The organism is Pseudomonas sp. S3_G06 (assembly GCF_054667565.1).
In genome coordinates, this window is the sequence record NZ_CP162738.1 from 1,442,567 (window position 1) to 1,456,059 (window position 13,493).

Sequence of the window (13,493 nt, forward strand, 5' to 3'; positions counted from 1 at the left end):
AACTAACGTGCTAACGATCTACAACACGCTCAGCAAGAGCAAAGAAGTCTTCAAGCCGCTGGATGGCAACAAGGTGCGCATGTACGTCTGCGGGATGACCGTGTACGACTACTGCCACCTCGGCCACGGCCGCAGCATGGTCGCGTTCGACCTGGTGACGCGCTGGCTGCGCTTCAGCGGTTATGACCTGACCTACGTGCGCAACATCACCGATATCGACGACAAGATCATCAATCGTGCGCGCGAGAACGGTGAATCGTTCGAAGCGCTGACCGAGCGCATGATCGCCGCGATGCACGAAGACGAAGCGCGCCTGAACATCCAGAAGCCGGACATGGAACCGCGCGCCACCGATCACATCGCCGGCATGCACGCGATGATCCAGACCCTGATCGACAAGGGCTACGCTTACGCGCCAGGTAATGGCGACGTGTACTACCGCGTCGCCAAGTTCATGGGCTACGGCAAGCTGTCGCGCAAGAAGATCGAAGATTTGCGCATTGGCGCTCGCATCGAAGTCGACGAGTCGAAACATGACCCGCTCGACTTCGTCCTGTGGAAAGCCGCCAAGCCGGGCGAGCCGAGCTGGGAATCGCCATGGGGCGCCGGACGTCCGGGCTGGCACATCGAGTGCTCGGTGATGTCGACCTGCTGCCTCGGCGAGACTTTCGATATTCATGGCGGCGGCAGCGACCTGGAGTTCCCGCACCATGAAAACGAAATCGCCCAGAGCGAAGCGGCCACCGGCAAGACCTACGCCAATGCGTGGATGCATTGCGGGATGATCCGCATCAATGGCGAGAAGATGTCCAAGTCCTTGAACAACTTCTTCACCATCCGCGACGTGCTCGACAAGTACCACCCGGAAGTCGTGCGTTACCTGCTGGTATCGAGCCACTACCGCAGCGCGATCAACTATTCGGAAGATAACCTCAAGGACGCCAAGGGCGCACTGGAGCGTTTCTACCATGCGCTGAAAGGCCTGCCGAGCGTGGCGCCGGCAGGCGGTGAAGCGTTTGTCGAGCGTTTCACCACGGTGATGAACGACGACTTCGGCACCCCTGAAGCCTGCGCCGTGCTGTTCGAGATGGTCCGTGAAATCAACCGTCTGCGTGAAAGCGATCTCGATGCAGCGGCGGGGCTGGCGGCACGTCTGAAAGAACTGGCGAGTGTGCTGGGTGTGTTGCAATTGGAGGCGGATGACTTCCTGCAGGCCGGCGCTGAAGGGCGGGTCGATGCGGCGCAAGTGGATGCACTGATTGCGGCGCGTCTGGCGGCTCGGGCGGGTAAGGATTGGGCTGAGTCGGACCGGATTCGTGATCAGCTGACCGCGATGGGCGTGGTGCTGGAAGATGGCAAGGGTGGGACTACCTGGCGTCTGGCGGACTGAGGCCCAAAGCCCCTACCATGATCGTTCCCACGCTCTGCGTGGGAATGCCTCAACGGACGCTCCGCGTTCGGCTCTGTAGGGACGCGGAGCGTCCCGGGCTGCATTCCCACGCGGAGCGTGGGAACGATCGATGGAAACGCGATCCCTGTAGGAGCTGCCGAAGGCTGCGATCTTTTGATCTGGCTTTTAATTGCCAATCTGCCGCAACCGCTTGTAAAGCGTATTGCGGCTAACCCCCAGCCGCCGCGCCAGATGCGAAATATTCCCCCCGGCCGCCTTCAACTCCCTGTTCAAAGCCTCAACATCATTCAAATCCAGCCCCAGCGGCGCCGCTGTCTCCACCGGTTCCATCTCCAGGTCGACAAAAAAATCATCCGGCAAATGCTCAGGCCGCACCGGTTGTTCCTCGGCCATGGCCAGCGCCACCTGCATCACGCTGCTGACCTGACGCAAATTTCCCGGCCACGGATGCTTTTCAAACAGCTCCAACACCTCCAGGCTCAGCCCTGCCCATTGCGTCGGCTCGCGATGTTGCTCCCACAGCCGTTTGAACAGCGCCTGCTTGTCACTGCGTTCGCGTAACGGCGGCAGCTCCAGGGTCAGGCCGCCGATGCGGTAGTACAAGTCTTCGCGAAAGCGGCCCAGTTGTACCTGCTCGCGCAATGATCGGTTGGTCGCGGAAATGATCCGCAAGTCCACCGGAAACAACTCGCTGCTGCCCACCGGCTGCACGCAGCGCTCCTGCAACACGCGCAACAAACGCGCCTGAGTTGGCAGCGGCATGTCACCGATTTCGTCGAGAAACAGTGTGCCTTTGTCGGCCTTGCGGATCAGGCCGATGCTGCCTTTCTGGTTGGCCCCAGTGAACGCGCCTTTCTCGTAACCGAACAACTCGGACTCGACCAGTTCAGCGGGGATCGCCGCGCAGTTCACCGCGATGAACGCCTGTTTTTGTCGAGAGCTGGCTTGGTGCAACGCTTTGACGAAGACTTCCTTGCCGACCCCGGTTTCGCCGTGGATCAGCAACGGAATGTCTTTCTCCAGCAAGCGCTCGGCCTGGCGCACGGCTTTTTCCACGCGACTGTCGCCGAAATGCAGCGTATTGAGGCTGATCCCACTGGCCGGCGCAGGCTTGTCCTCGGCGACAAACACCCGCGCCTGCACCGGTGCCTGTTTCGGCCGTTTCAGCAAGCACTGGAAACGGTTGCGTCCGGAGGTCTGCAAGGCAAACGGCAGACCCTCGGGCTGGTTGATCAGCTCCAGCAGCGACACCTTGAACAGGCTTTCAACCCTGACGCGGGACAAACGCACACCGAGCAGATTGTCGGCGCGGCGATTGGCCGACAGCACCTGTCCGCTCTCATCGAAAATCAACAACCCGGCCCACTGGCTGTCGAGGTTGTTCAACCCGGTGTTGAAGGTCAGTTGAAAATGCTGGCCATGGAACAGGTTGAGGATCAGCCGGTTCTCCACGGTCTGGCTCATCATCTTGACCATGCCCAGGGTGTGCGAGGGCGGCAGGTAGCTGTCGCTTGAGACATCCAGCACGGCGATGACCTTGCGCTCGGCGTCGAAAATCGGCGCGGCGGAGCCGGTCATGAAGCGGTTGGCCTTGAGAAAGTGTTCGTCGTGTTCGATGTGCACCGCCTGCTCACAGGCCAATGCGGTGCCGATCGCATTGGTGCCGCTGCTGCGCTCCATCCAGCTCGCCCCGGCCTGAAAGCCCCGGGCCAGATTCGGCTCGATAAAGCGCTGCGTGCCCCACGAGGTCAGCACCTGGCCCTGATTGTCGGCGAGCATGATCAGGCAGTTGGAGTTGCTGAGGATGTTTTCGTAGTAGGGCAGGACTTCCTGATGCGTGGTCTGCACCAGCGAGTGATGGCTGTCGAGCAACCGCGCAATGCCGGCGGCGGGCAATTGATCGAAGGCCGGGGCGCTCTGGTGGTCGAGGCCGAACGCGCGGCAACGTTGCCAGGAGGTCTGGACGATCGCGTCGTGGGACAGCGGCGAAGCAGGTGCGGCCATGGGGGCGAGCCTCTGAGTGCAGCGATTTTATTATTGTTATGAACCCAATCTTCAAAACTACATAAATCCCCCTGTGGGAGCGAGCCTGCTAGCGAAAGCGTCAGTTCAGTCAATGGATTCATTGAATGACACACCGCTTTCGCGAGCAGGCTCGCTCCCACAGGGGATCCATTTTGCATTCAGGATTGGGCAAAAGCGTGCATAGAGTGTTGTTCACTATTGTTCATTGTCAATCACCCCGACTGTTCAAAAGTGTTCAGCTGTGAACGCCACCTCCCTGCCTAATCAACGATTTTCACGGCAAATCAACCACTTGCCATTTCTGGCACGAATGTCGCTCTGTTGCTCCGGTCGCTTGACTCCAAAAATAACAAAGGCCGAGCCATGTCACTCACCCTGGAGCACGTCAGCCGTACCGTCGAGGGCCAGATCTGGATCGACGATGCGTGCCTGAAATTCGAACCCGGATCCTTCAACGTTCTGCTCGGGCGCACGCTGTCCGGCAAGACCAGTCTCATGCGCCTGATGGCCGGCCTCGACAAGCCCGACAGCGGCCGCGTGCTGATGAACGGCGTCGATGTCACCCAGCGCCCGGTGCGGCTGCGCAACGTGTCGATGGTCTATCAGCAGTTCATCAATTACCCGACCATGACCGTGTTCGAGAACATCGCCTCGCCACTGCGCCAGGCCGGTATTTCGAAAGAGATCATCCACAGCAAGGTGCAGGAAACCGCACGCATGCTGCGCATCGAGAAGTTCTTGCAGCGCTATCCGCTGGAGCTCTCCGGTGGGCAGCAGCAGCGCACGGCCATGGCCCGCGCGCTGGTCAAGGATGCTGAACTGATCCTCTTCGACGAGCCGCTGGTCAACCTCGACTACAAGCTGCGCGAAGAGCTGCGTCAGGAAATGCGCGAGCTGTTCAAGGCCCGTCACACCATCGCCATCTACGCCACCACCGAGCCCAACGAAGCGCTGGCCCTCGGCGGCACCACCACCATCCTGCACGAAGGCCGGGTGATCCAGAGCGGGCCGTCGACCGAGGTCTATCACCAGCCGCAGTCGGTGCTCGCCGCCGAATTGTTCTCCGAACCACCGATCAACCTGATGCCGGGACGCATCGCCGGCAACGAAGTCAGCTTCGCCAACTTCGTACACTTTCCGCTGAACGTCGATCTGCGCCCGGTGGGGGAGGGCGAGTTCCGCTTCGGCGTGCGCCCCAGTCATATCTCACTGGTGCCGAGCAACGATGACGATCTCGAATTGGCCGTGACCGTCGAGGTCGCCGAGATCAGCGGTTCGGAAACCTTCCTGCATGTACGCAACGAGCACTTTCTGTTGGTGCTGCACTTGCCGGGTGTTCATGAATACGACGTCGATGCGCCGATCCGCATCTATATCCCGACCCACAAACTGTTCGTTTTCGATGCGCAGGGCCGTCTGGTGCAAGCACCGGGCCGGCGTGTCGCGAGGGTTGCCTGATGGCCGAAATCCGTTTGCAGCACCTCGCCCACAGCTACAGCAAAACCCCGAGCGGCGCCGAGGATTACGCGATCCGCGAGATGGATCACGTCTGGGAGCAGGGCGGCGCCTACGCCTTGCTCGGCCCGTCCGGTTGCGGCAAGTCGACCTTGCTCAACATCATTTCCGGCCTGCTCAGCCCGTCCCAGGGCCATGTGTTGTTCGACGGCAAAGCGGTCAATGACCTCACGCCGGAGAAGCGCAACATCGCCCAGGTTTTCCAGTTTCCGGTGGTCTACGACACCATGACGGTGTTCGACAACCTCGCCTTCCCGCTGCGAAACCAGGGCATGGCCGAGGCGAAAGTGCACAGCAAGGTGCAGGAAATTGCCGAAGTGCTCGACCTGCAGAACCTGCTGAGCAAGAAGGCGCGCAATCTCACCGCCGACGAAAAACAGAAAGTTTCCATGGGCCGTGGGCTGGTGCGCGACGACGTCTCGGCGATCCTCTTCGATGAGCCGCTGACGGTGATCGACCCGCACTTGAAGTGGAAACTGCGGCGCAAGCTCAAGCAGATCCACGAGCAGTTCAACATCACCATGGTCTACGTCACCCACGATCAGCTCGAAGCCTCGACCTTCGCCGACAAGATTGCGGTGATGTACGGCGGCCAGATCGTCCAGTTCGGTACGCCACGGGAATTGTTCGAGCGGCCGAGCCACACCTTTGTCGGCTATTTCATCGGCAGCCCGGGGATGAATCTGATCGAGGTGCAGCCGCAGCCCGGTGGCGTCGGTTTCGCCTCGACGCACCTGCCACTGTCCGACGCCTTGCAGCGCCATATCGAGCACGGCCAGTGGAAAAATCTCAAGGTCGGCATCCGCCCCGAGTTTATTCACGTGTGGGACGAGCCGTTTGACGACGCGATGCAGGCAAAAGTCGTACACGTCGAAGACCTCGGCACCTACAAGATCATGACCCTCAACCTCGACGGCGCACCGTTGAAAGTGCGCCTGGCTGAAGACAAACCAGTGCCGCAGGGCACGGCTTACATCAGTTTCCCGGCGCAATGGCTGATGGTTTATGCCGATGAATTTCTCCTGGAAGTCAGCGACGAGGAGGCGCAGCCATGAACAAAGTGCAGAACAACAAGGCCTGGTGGCTGGTGTTGCCGGTGTTCCTGCTGGTGGCGTTCAGTGCGGTGATCCCGATGATGACCGTGGTCAACTATTCGGTGCAGGACATCTTCGACCAGTCCAGCCGCTACTTCGTCGGTGCCGATTGGTACAAACAAGTGTTGCTTGATCCGCGCCTGCATGACTCGCTGCTGCGCCAGTTCATTTACTCGGCGTGCGTGCTGCTGATCGAAATCCCGCTGGGCATCGCCGTCGCGCTGACCATGCCGACCAAGGGCCGCTGGTCCTCGGTGGTGCTGATCATTCTGGCTATTCCGCTGCTGATTCCATGGAACGTGGTCGGCACCATCTGGCAGATCTTCGGCCGCGCCGATATCGGCCTGCTCGGTTCCAGCCTCAACGCGATGGGCATCAGCTACAACTACGCGGCCAACACCATGGACGCCTGGGTGACGGTGCTGGTGATGGACGTCTGGCATTGGACTTCTCTGGTCGCGCTGCTGTGTTTCTCCGGCCTGCGGGCGATTCCCGACGTCTATTACCAGGCCGCGCGCATCGATCGCGCCTCGGCGTGGGCGGTGTTCCGCCATATTCAGTTGCCCAAGCTGAAAAGCGTGCTGCTGATCGCGGTGATGCTGCGTTTCATGGACAGTTTCATGATCTACACCGAGCCGTTCGTGCTCACCGGTGGCGGGCCGGGCAATGCCACGACCTTCTTGAGTCAGACGTTGACGCAGATGGCCGTAGGGCAATTCGACCTCGGTCCGGCGGCGGCGTTTTCGCTGGTGTACTTCCTGATCATCCTGTTGGTGTCCTGGCTGTTCTATACCGCCATGACTCACTCCGACGCCAACCGCTGAGGCCCGGCCATGAGCAAGAAAAAGCTTATTCCGTTGCTGGTGTACATCCTGTTCCTGCTGGTGCCGATCTACTGGCTGCTGAACATGTCGTTCAAGAGCAACACCGAAATCCTCGGCGGCCTGACGCTTTTCCCACAGGAATTCACGCTGGCGAACTACAAGGTGATCTTCACTGATCCGAGCTGGTACACCGGCTACTTGAACTCGCTGTATTACGTCAGCCTCAACACGGTGATTTCCCTGAGCGTGGCGTTACCGGCGGCTTACGCGTTTTCACGCTATCGTTTCCTCGGCGACAAACACCTGTTCTTCTGGCTGCTGACCAATCGCATGGCGCCGCCGGCGGTGTTCTTGCTGCCGTTCTTCCAGTTGTATTCGTCTATCGGCCTGTTCGACACGCACATCGCCGTGGCCTTGGCACACTGCCTGTTCAACGTGCCGCTGGCGGTGTGGATTCTCGAAGGTTTCATGTCCGGCGTGCCCAAGGAGATCGACGAAACGGCCTACATCGACGGCTACAGTTTCCCCAAGTTTTTCGTGAAGATTTTCATCCCGTTGATCGGTTCCGGTATCGGCGTCACGGCGTTTTTCTGCTTCATGTTTTCCTGGGTCGAACTGCTGCTGGCGCGCACGCTGACCTCGGTCAACGCCAAGCCGATTGCGGCGGTGATGACGCGCACGGTGTCGGCATCGGGGATCGATTGGGGCGTGCTGGCAGCAGCGGGGGTGTTGACCATCCTGCCGGGCATGCTGGTGATCTGGTTTGTACGCAACCACGTGGCCAAGGGCTTTGCCCTCGGTCGAGTCTGAGGAGCTGATGATGGAATGGATGAGCTGGACGACACCGACCGCCGCGTTCTTCATCGGCATCGGTCTGATCCTGGTGGGCATGACCACCTGGGAATTGCGCTCGCCGAGCATCTTGCGGCGCGGGTTTCTGCCGATTGCCACCACCCGTGGCGATCGCTTGTTTATCGGTCTTCTCGGCAGCGCCTACCTGCATTTGCTGGTAATCGGCGTCACCGACTGGAGCATCTGGGTGGCGTCCGCGTTGTCCCTGGTGTGGCTGTTGGCTGTGATGCGTTGGGGCTAGTCGAATCGTTCGGCAACGCGGCTCCACAACTTAAACAGGAGGTCTCTATGTTCGATAAAAACAATAAGCTGCGACATAGCATTTCATTGGCAGCCGTGCTGGCACTCAGCGGTCTGAGCGCATCTGCCTGGGCCGACGCCTACGAAGATGCTGCAAAAAAATGGATCGGCAGCGAGTTCAAGCCCTCGACCCTGACGGCCGAACAGCAGCTCGAAGAATTGAAGTGGTTCATCAAGGCCGCCGAGCCGTTTCGCGGCATGGACATCAAGGTCGTTTCCGAAACCCTGACCACTCACGAATACGAGTCCAAGGTGCTGGCCAAGGCCTTCAGCGAAATCACCGGGATCAAACTCACCCACGACCTGCTGCAGGAAGGCGACGTGGTCGAGAAAATGCAGACGGTGATGCAGTCGGACAAGAACATCTATGACGGCTGGGTCAACGACTCCGACCTGATCGGCACGCACTTTCGCTACGGCAAGACCGAATCGATCACTGATCTGATGGCCAACGAGGGCAAGAACTTCACTTCGCCGACCCTAGACATCAAGGACTTCATCGGCATCTCCTTCACCACCGCGCCGGACGGCAAGATCTATCAACTGCCCGACCAGCAATTCGCCAACCTGTACTGGTTCCGCGCCGACTGGTTCGAACGCGCCGATCTGAAAGCCAAGTTCAAGGAAAAATACGGCTACGAATTAGGCGTGCCGGTGAACTGGTCGGCCTATGAAGACATTGCCAAATTCTTCAGCGAAGACGTCAAGGGAATCGACGGCAAACGCGTCTACGGCCACATGGATTACGGCAAGAAAGACCCGTCGCTGGGCTGGCGTTTCACCGATGCCTGGTTCTCCATGGCCGGTGGCGGCGACAAGGGACTGCCCAACGGCTTGCCGGTGGACGAGTGGGGCATCCGCGTCGAAGACTGTCATCCGGTCGGCTCCAGCGTGACCCGCGGCGGCGACACCAACGGCCCGGCGGCGGTGTTTGCCACCACCAAATACGTCGACTGGCTGAAGAAATATGCGCCACCGGAAGCGGCCGGCATGACTTTCTCCGAGTCCGGCCCGGTGCCGTCGCAGGGCAACATCGCCCAACAGATCTTCTGGTACACCGCGTTCACCGCCGACATGACCAAACCCGGCCTACCGGTGGTCAACGCCGACGGCACGCCGAAATGGCGCATGGCGCCGTCGCCTAAAGGCCCGTATTGGGAAGAGGGCATGAAGCTCGGCTATCAGGATGTGGGATCGTGGACGTTCATGAAATCCACGCCTGAGAAACAGAAACTCGCGGCGTGGCTGTACGCGCAGTTCGTGACGTCGAAAACTGTTTCGCTGAAGAAAACCATCGTCGGTCTGACACCTATTCGCGAGTCGGACATCAACTCGCAGGCGATGACCGATCTGGCGCCGAAACTCGGTGGTCTGGTCGAGTTCTATCGCAGCCCGGCCCGCGTGCAATGGTCGCCGACCGGTACCAACGTGCCCGACTATCCACGTCTCGCTCAGCTGTGGTGGAGCCATATCGCCGAAGCCGCCAGCGGCGAGAAAACACCGCAACAGGCGCTCGATGGCCTGGCCAAGGATCAGGACCGCATCATGGAACGCCTCGAACGCTCCAAGGCCCAGGCCACTTGCGCACCGAAAATGAACCCGGAACGCGATGCGCAATACTGGTTCGATCAACCGGGCGCACCGAAACCGAAACTGGCCAACGAGAAGCCGAAGGGCGAAACTGTGAGCTATAGCGAACTGCTGAAATCCTGGGCGGATGCGCGCAAGTGATGTTGGAAATGTGAGAAGCGAACGGCACCGGAAGGTGCCGTTTTTTTTGCTGCCTGATCTGCCGCTTTCGCGAGCAGGCTCGCTCTCACATTGGAGCGGTGCTACTCAAAATTGGTGGCACCCGAGATCCCTGTGGGAGCGAGCCTGCTCGCGAAAGTGGTGGGTCAGCCGACGCATTTTTAACTGACATGACGTCATTGCGGGCAGGTTCATCTCCAAACGGGATATCTGTAGAAATGACGGATTAAGAAACCACCGGTAGCTTTAGCTTTCGAAGGAGTCCAGCAAGACGTCAGGGAGTGGTGCATCAAAGTCATCGGGAGTTGTGTATCTGCCCTTCATTAAACCAGTACGTTTTACCGGCGGTTTCTCCTCGGTTATTTCGCTTTGGCGTTGCTCAGTCAATGTGCCTGAATCATCCAACAACTCTGAAAAGGTATTGCGCTTCATGGTTCGTGGATCTCCATTTGATAGGTGATCCGCAGATTTAACCGCAATTACCTTCTGCAGAATGTCAGCCATCGCTCACCGCTTTGCAGGCAAATTCCTAGAAAGGGGAGAGCGTTATAAGTCAAAAGATCGCAGCCTTCGGCAGCTCCTACAGACCGCATACCATTCCAATGTAGGAGCTGCGGAAGGCTGCGATCTTTTGATGTTGAATCCTGCAAAAACAAAAACGGCACCCGAAGGTGCCGTTTCCATTTCCAGCCAGATCAGCCGAGCAATCAGCCCGCCAGACCCGCCTGCTGTACCAGCACCAGCAATGGCTGCGGGTACACGCCCAGGAAGAATGCGACCAGGGCGATGGCCAGCAGCATCACGCCGCCTGCCTTCTGTTCCCAGTGCAGCTGGGCGTCGTGGCGACGCAGGTTAGGCTCGATCAGGTACAGGGTGACCATCACGCGCAGGTAGTAGAAAACGCCGATGGCGCTGCCCAGTACCAGTGCGCCGACCAGCCACCACTGACGCGTTTCGACGCCGCTGGCGATGATGTAGAACTTGCCGATGAAGCCGGCGGTCAGCGGGATGCCGGCCAGGGACAGCATCATCACGGTCAGTACGGCGGTCAGGTACGGACGGCGCCAGAACAGGCCGCGGTATTCGTACAGGGCGTCAGCGTCGCGGCCGTTGTAAGGCGAGGACATCAGGGTGATCACGCCGAAGGCGCCGAGGCTGGTGATTACATAAGTCACCAGATAGACGCCGATGGCTTCCACCGCCAGACCCTTGCTTGCCACCAGCGCGATCAGCAGATAGCCGAAGTGCGCAATCGACGAGTAACCGAGCAGACGCTTGAGGTTGCTCTGGGTCAGGGCCAGCAGGTTACCGAACAGGATCGAGGCGACCGCGATCACGCTCAGCACATCGCTCAGCACGCCACTGCTGGCGGCAGGGGAGAGCTGGAACAGGCGCACCATCACCGCAAACACTGCGACCTTCGAAGCGGTAGCGAGGAACGCCGCCACCGGTGCCGGTGCACCTTCGTAGACGTCCGGCGTCCACAGGTGGAACGGTACCAGCGACAGCTTGAACGCCAGACCGATCAGCATCATGCCCAGGCCCAGTTGCGCCAGCGGGCTTGGCAGGCCGGTTGCAGCCAGGGCCTGACCGATGCCGACGAAGCTCAGCGAACCGGCGTCTGCGTAGAGCAGCGCCATACCGAACAGCAGGAACGCGGAACCGGCGGCCGACAGCACCATGTACTTGATGCCGGCTTCCAGCGAACGCTTGTTGAAGAAGGCGTAAGCCACCAGACCGTAGACCGGTACCGAGAGCAGTTCCAGGCCAATGAACAAACCGGCCAGGTGCTGCGCGCTGACCAACACCAGACCACCGGCGGCGGCCATCAGGATCAGCAGGTACAGTTCTTCGCGATTGCCCGGGTAACCCGAACCGCCATCACCCAGATAAGCGTGGGCGAGGGTGACGCAGGCGAGCGTGGCGACCAGGATCATCGCCATGTACAGGCAGGCGAAGGCATCGATTTGCAGCAATGGGGTCACGGCCAGAGGCGCGACTTTCAACGCAGGCAGGATCGACAGCAGGGCCAGGTTCAGACCCGCCACCGAAATCAGGAAGGTCTGCGAGTGGTTGCGGCGCCAGGCGATTGCCAGCATCACCACGATAATGGTGAGGCTGGTGATCAACAGTGGCGCAAGCGCAATAAAGTGTTGAATCGTGAATTCCATAGCGCTCTTACCGGGCCGAAGCGAGTTGAGAGAAGGCGGTGCCGAGCCACTGCTGCACGCCATGCATGGTGGCGGCAGAGGTGTCGAGGAACGGTTGCGGGTAGACGCCGAGGTAAATCAGCAATACCGCCAGACCGAGCACCATGATCAGTTCGCGCGCGTCCATGCCGTGCAGCACCGCGTCGGATTTCGACGGGCCGAAGTAGGCACGGTGGATCATGATCAGCGAGTAGACCGAACCGAACACCAGACCGGACGTGGCAATCGCCGTGACCCATGGAGCGCTGGCGAAGGAGCCGATCAGGATCAGGAATTCGCCGACAAAGTTACCGGTGCCCGGCAAGCCCAGCGACGCCGCCGCGAAGAACAGGCTGATCGCCGGCAGGTAAGCGATACGCGACCACAGACCGCCCATCTCACGCATGTCACGAGTGTGCAGACGCTCGTACAACTGACCGCTGAGGATAAACAGCGCCGCTGCCGACAGGCCGTGCGCCAGCATCTGGATCACTGCGCCTTGCAGCGCCAGTTGGCTGCCGGAGTAGATGCCGATCAACACGAAGCCCATGTGGGAAACGGAAGAGAAGGCAATCAGACGCTTGATGTCGGTTTGTGCGAACGCCAGGAACGCGCCGTAGAAGATCCCGATCAGACCCAGGGTCATGGCGATCGGCGCGAACTCGGCCGAAGCGTTCGGGAACAGCGGCAGGGCGAAACGCAGCAGACCGTAGGCCGCGGTTTTCAGCAGGATACCGGCGAGGTCGACGGAACCGGCAGTCGGTGCCTGGGCGTGAGCATCAGGCAGCCAGGAGTGGAACGGTACGACGGGCAGCTTGACCGCGAAGGCGATGAAGAAGCCGAGCATCAGAATGTACTCGGTGGTCATCGACATCTTGGTTTTCAACAGGTCGGCGTAGTTGAAGGTGATCACGCCGGTGTTGTTGAAGTTGACCAGCACCAGACCGAGGATCGCCACCAGCATGATCAGGCCGGACGCCTGAGTGAAGATGAAGAACTTGGTCGCTGCGTAGATCCGGGTTTTCTTGCCGTCCGAAGAACTGTGACCCCAGAGCGCGATGAGGAAGTACATCGGCACCAGCATCATTTCCCAGAAGAAGAAGAACATGAACAGGTCGAGAGCGAGGAACACGCCGACGACGCCGCCCAGGATCCACATCAGGTTCAGGTGGAAGAAGCCAACGTGACGTTGGATTTCTTTCCACGAGCAGAGTACCGAGAGAATACCCAGCAGGCCGGTCAGCAGGATCATCAACAGCGACAGGCCGTCGAGGGCCAGGTGCACGTTGATGCCGAAACGCTGGATCCAGACATGCTTGAACTCAAGCGCCCAGGTCGGATCGGCGCCCGGCGCCGGTGCGAATGAATAGTCACCGTGGGCCCACAGCCAGAGGCCGAGCGCGAGTTCCAGGGTCATGGTCAACAGCGCAATCCAGCGCGGGAGGGTAGCGCCGAAGCGCTCACCCATCCAGCACAGCAGGCCGCCGATGAAGGGGATCAGGATTAGCCAAGGCAGAATCATGACGGGCTCGTT

The 13,493-nt window shown here is 59.9% G+C and carries 11 protein-coding genes; 7 read left to right on the forward strand and 4 right to left on the reverse strand.

Going from position 1 to position 13,493, the window contains the following annotated elements; all coding sequences use genetic code 11:
• Positions 1–7: 7 nt before the first annotated feature.
• Complete coding sequence (gene cysS / locus AB4N47_RS06595) at positions 8–1,390, forward strand: cysteine--tRNA ligase (RefSeq protein WP_341637149.1); 1,383 nt, start codon at positions 8–10, stop codon at positions 1,388–1,390.
• Between the two features lie 186 nt (positions 1,391–1,576).
• Here cysS and AB4N47_RS06600 read toward each other — a convergent pair whose 3' ends face one another.
• Positions 1,577–3,415 carry a sigma-54-dependent Fis family transcriptional regulator gene (locus tag AB4N47_RS06600; protein WP_341637150.1) on the reverse strand — a complete coding sequence of 613 codons (1,839 nt, stop codon included), beginning with the start codon at positions 3,413–3,415 and terminating at the stop codon, positions 1,577–1,579.
• Between the two features lie 384 nt (positions 3,416–3,799).
• On the opposite strand from AB4N47_RS06600, the gene AB4N47_RS06605 reads away from it, so the two are divergent.
• The 6 genes from AB4N47_RS06605 to AB4N47_RS06630 are packed head-to-tail and all read left to right on the forward strand — an operon-like array spanning position 3,800 to position 9,752.
• Positions 3,800–4,894 (forward strand): ABC transporter ATP-binding protein, encoded by a 1,095-nt coding sequence (locus tag AB4N47_RS06605; RefSeq protein ID WP_016775291.1) that lies wholly within the window; start codon positions 3,800–3,802, stop codon positions 4,892–4,894.
• Positions 4,894–6,006 (forward strand): ABC transporter ATP-binding protein, encoded by a 1,113-nt coding sequence (locus tag AB4N47_RS06610; protein ID WP_016775290.1) that lies wholly within the window; start codon positions 4,894–4,896, stop codon positions 6,004–6,006. Before AB4N47_RS06605 ends, AB4N47_RS06610 begins: the two co-directional genes overlap by 1 nt.
• Positions 6,003–6,869 carry a carbohydrate ABC transporter permease gene (locus tag AB4N47_RS06615; RefSeq protein ID WP_007912484.1) on the forward strand — a complete coding sequence of 289 codons (867 nt, stop codon included), beginning with the start codon at positions 6,003–6,005 and terminating at the stop codon, positions 6,867–6,869. The genes AB4N47_RS06610 and AB4N47_RS06615 overlap by 4 nt, the downstream gene beginning before the upstream one ends.
• Positions 6,870–6,878: 9 nt before the next feature.
• Positions 6,879–7,679 carry a carbohydrate ABC transporter permease gene (locus AB4N47_RS06620; protein ID WP_073471306.1) on the forward strand — a complete coding sequence of 267 codons (801 nt, stop codon included), beginning with the start codon at positions 6,879–6,881 and terminating at the stop codon, positions 7,677–7,679.
• 10 nt (positions 7,680–7,689) lie between these two features.
• Positions 7,690–7,962, forward strand: coding sequence for a DUF2160 domain-containing protein (locus AB4N47_RS06625; RefSeq protein WP_038861868.1), 273 nt, complete (start codon positions 7,690–7,692; stop codon positions 7,960–7,962).
• 47 nt (positions 7,963–8,009) lie between these two features.
• Positions 8,010–9,752, forward strand: coding sequence for an ABC transporter substrate-binding protein (locus AB4N47_RS06630; RefSeq protein WP_341637151.1), 1,743 nt, complete (start codon positions 8,010–8,012; stop codon positions 9,750–9,752).
• A 264-nt stretch (positions 9,753–10,016) separates the two neighbouring features.
• On the opposite strand, the gene AB4N47_RS06635 is transcribed toward AB4N47_RS06630, so the two are convergent.
• From AB4N47_RS06635 to nuoM, 3 genes are all read right to left on the reverse strand, one after another.
• Positions 10,017–10,274 (reverse strand): hypothetical protein, encoded by a 258-nt coding sequence (locus tag AB4N47_RS06635; RefSeq protein WP_341637152.1) that lies wholly within the window; start codon positions 10,272–10,274, stop codon positions 10,017–10,019.
• 203 nt (positions 10,275–10,477) lie between these two features.
• Positions 10,478–11,941 (reverse strand): NADH-quinone oxidoreductase subunit NuoN, encoded by a 1,464-nt coding sequence (nuoN, locus tag AB4N47_RS06640; RefSeq protein WP_024013420.1) that lies wholly within the window; start codon positions 11,939–11,941, stop codon positions 10,478–10,480.
• Between the two features lie 7 nt (positions 11,942–11,948).
• On the reverse strand, positions 11,949–13,481 hold the full coding sequence (gene nuoM / locus AB4N47_RS06645; RefSeq protein WP_016775285.1) for an NADH-quinone oxidoreductase subunit M: 1,533 nt from the start codon (positions 13,479–13,481) through the stop codon (positions 11,949–11,951).
• Positions 13,482–13,493: the final 12 nt, after the last annotated feature.

Excerpts from the sequence above, each read along its gene's own strand:
- AB4N47_RS06600 (WP_341637150.1), bottom strand. The coding sequence starts at position 3,415 with ATGGCCGCACCTGCTTCGCCGCTGTCCCACGACGCGATCGTCCAGACC.
- AB4N47_RS06605 (WP_016775291.1), top strand. The coding sequence starts at position 3,800 with ATGTCACTCACCCTGGAGCACGTCAGCCGTACCGTCGAGGGCCAGATC.
- AB4N47_RS06610 (WP_016775290.1), top strand. The coding sequence starts at position 4,894 with ATGGCCGAAATCCGTTTGCAGCACCTCGCCCACAGCTACAGCAAAACC.
- AB4N47_RS06615 (WP_007912484.1), top strand. The coding sequence starts at position 6,003 with ATGAACAAAGTGCAGAACAACAAGGCCTGGTGGCTGGTGTTGCCGGTG.
- AB4N47_RS06620 (WP_073471306.1), top strand. The coding sequence starts at position 6,879 with ATGAGCAAGAAAAAGCTTATTCCGTTGCTGGTGTACATCCTGTTCCTG.
- AB4N47_RS06625 (WP_038861868.1), top strand. The coding sequence starts at position 7,690 with ATGGAATGGATGAGCTGGACGACACCGACCGCCGCGTTCTTCATCGGC.
- AB4N47_RS06630 (WP_341637151.1), top strand. The coding sequence starts at position 8,010 with ATGTTCGATAAAAACAATAAGCTGCGACATAGCATTTCATTGGCAGCC.
- AB4N47_RS06635 (WP_341637152.1), bottom strand. The coding sequence starts at position 10,274 with ATGGCTGACATTCTGCAGAAGGTAATTGCGGTTAAATCTGCGGATCAC.
- nuoN (WP_024013420.1), bottom strand. The coding sequence starts at position 11,941 with ATGGAATTCACGATTCAACACTTTATTGCGCTTGCGCCACTGTTGATC.
- nuoM (WP_016775285.1), bottom strand. The coding sequence starts at position 13,481 with ATGATTCTGCCTTGGCTAATCCTGATCCCCTTCATCGGCGGCCTGCTG.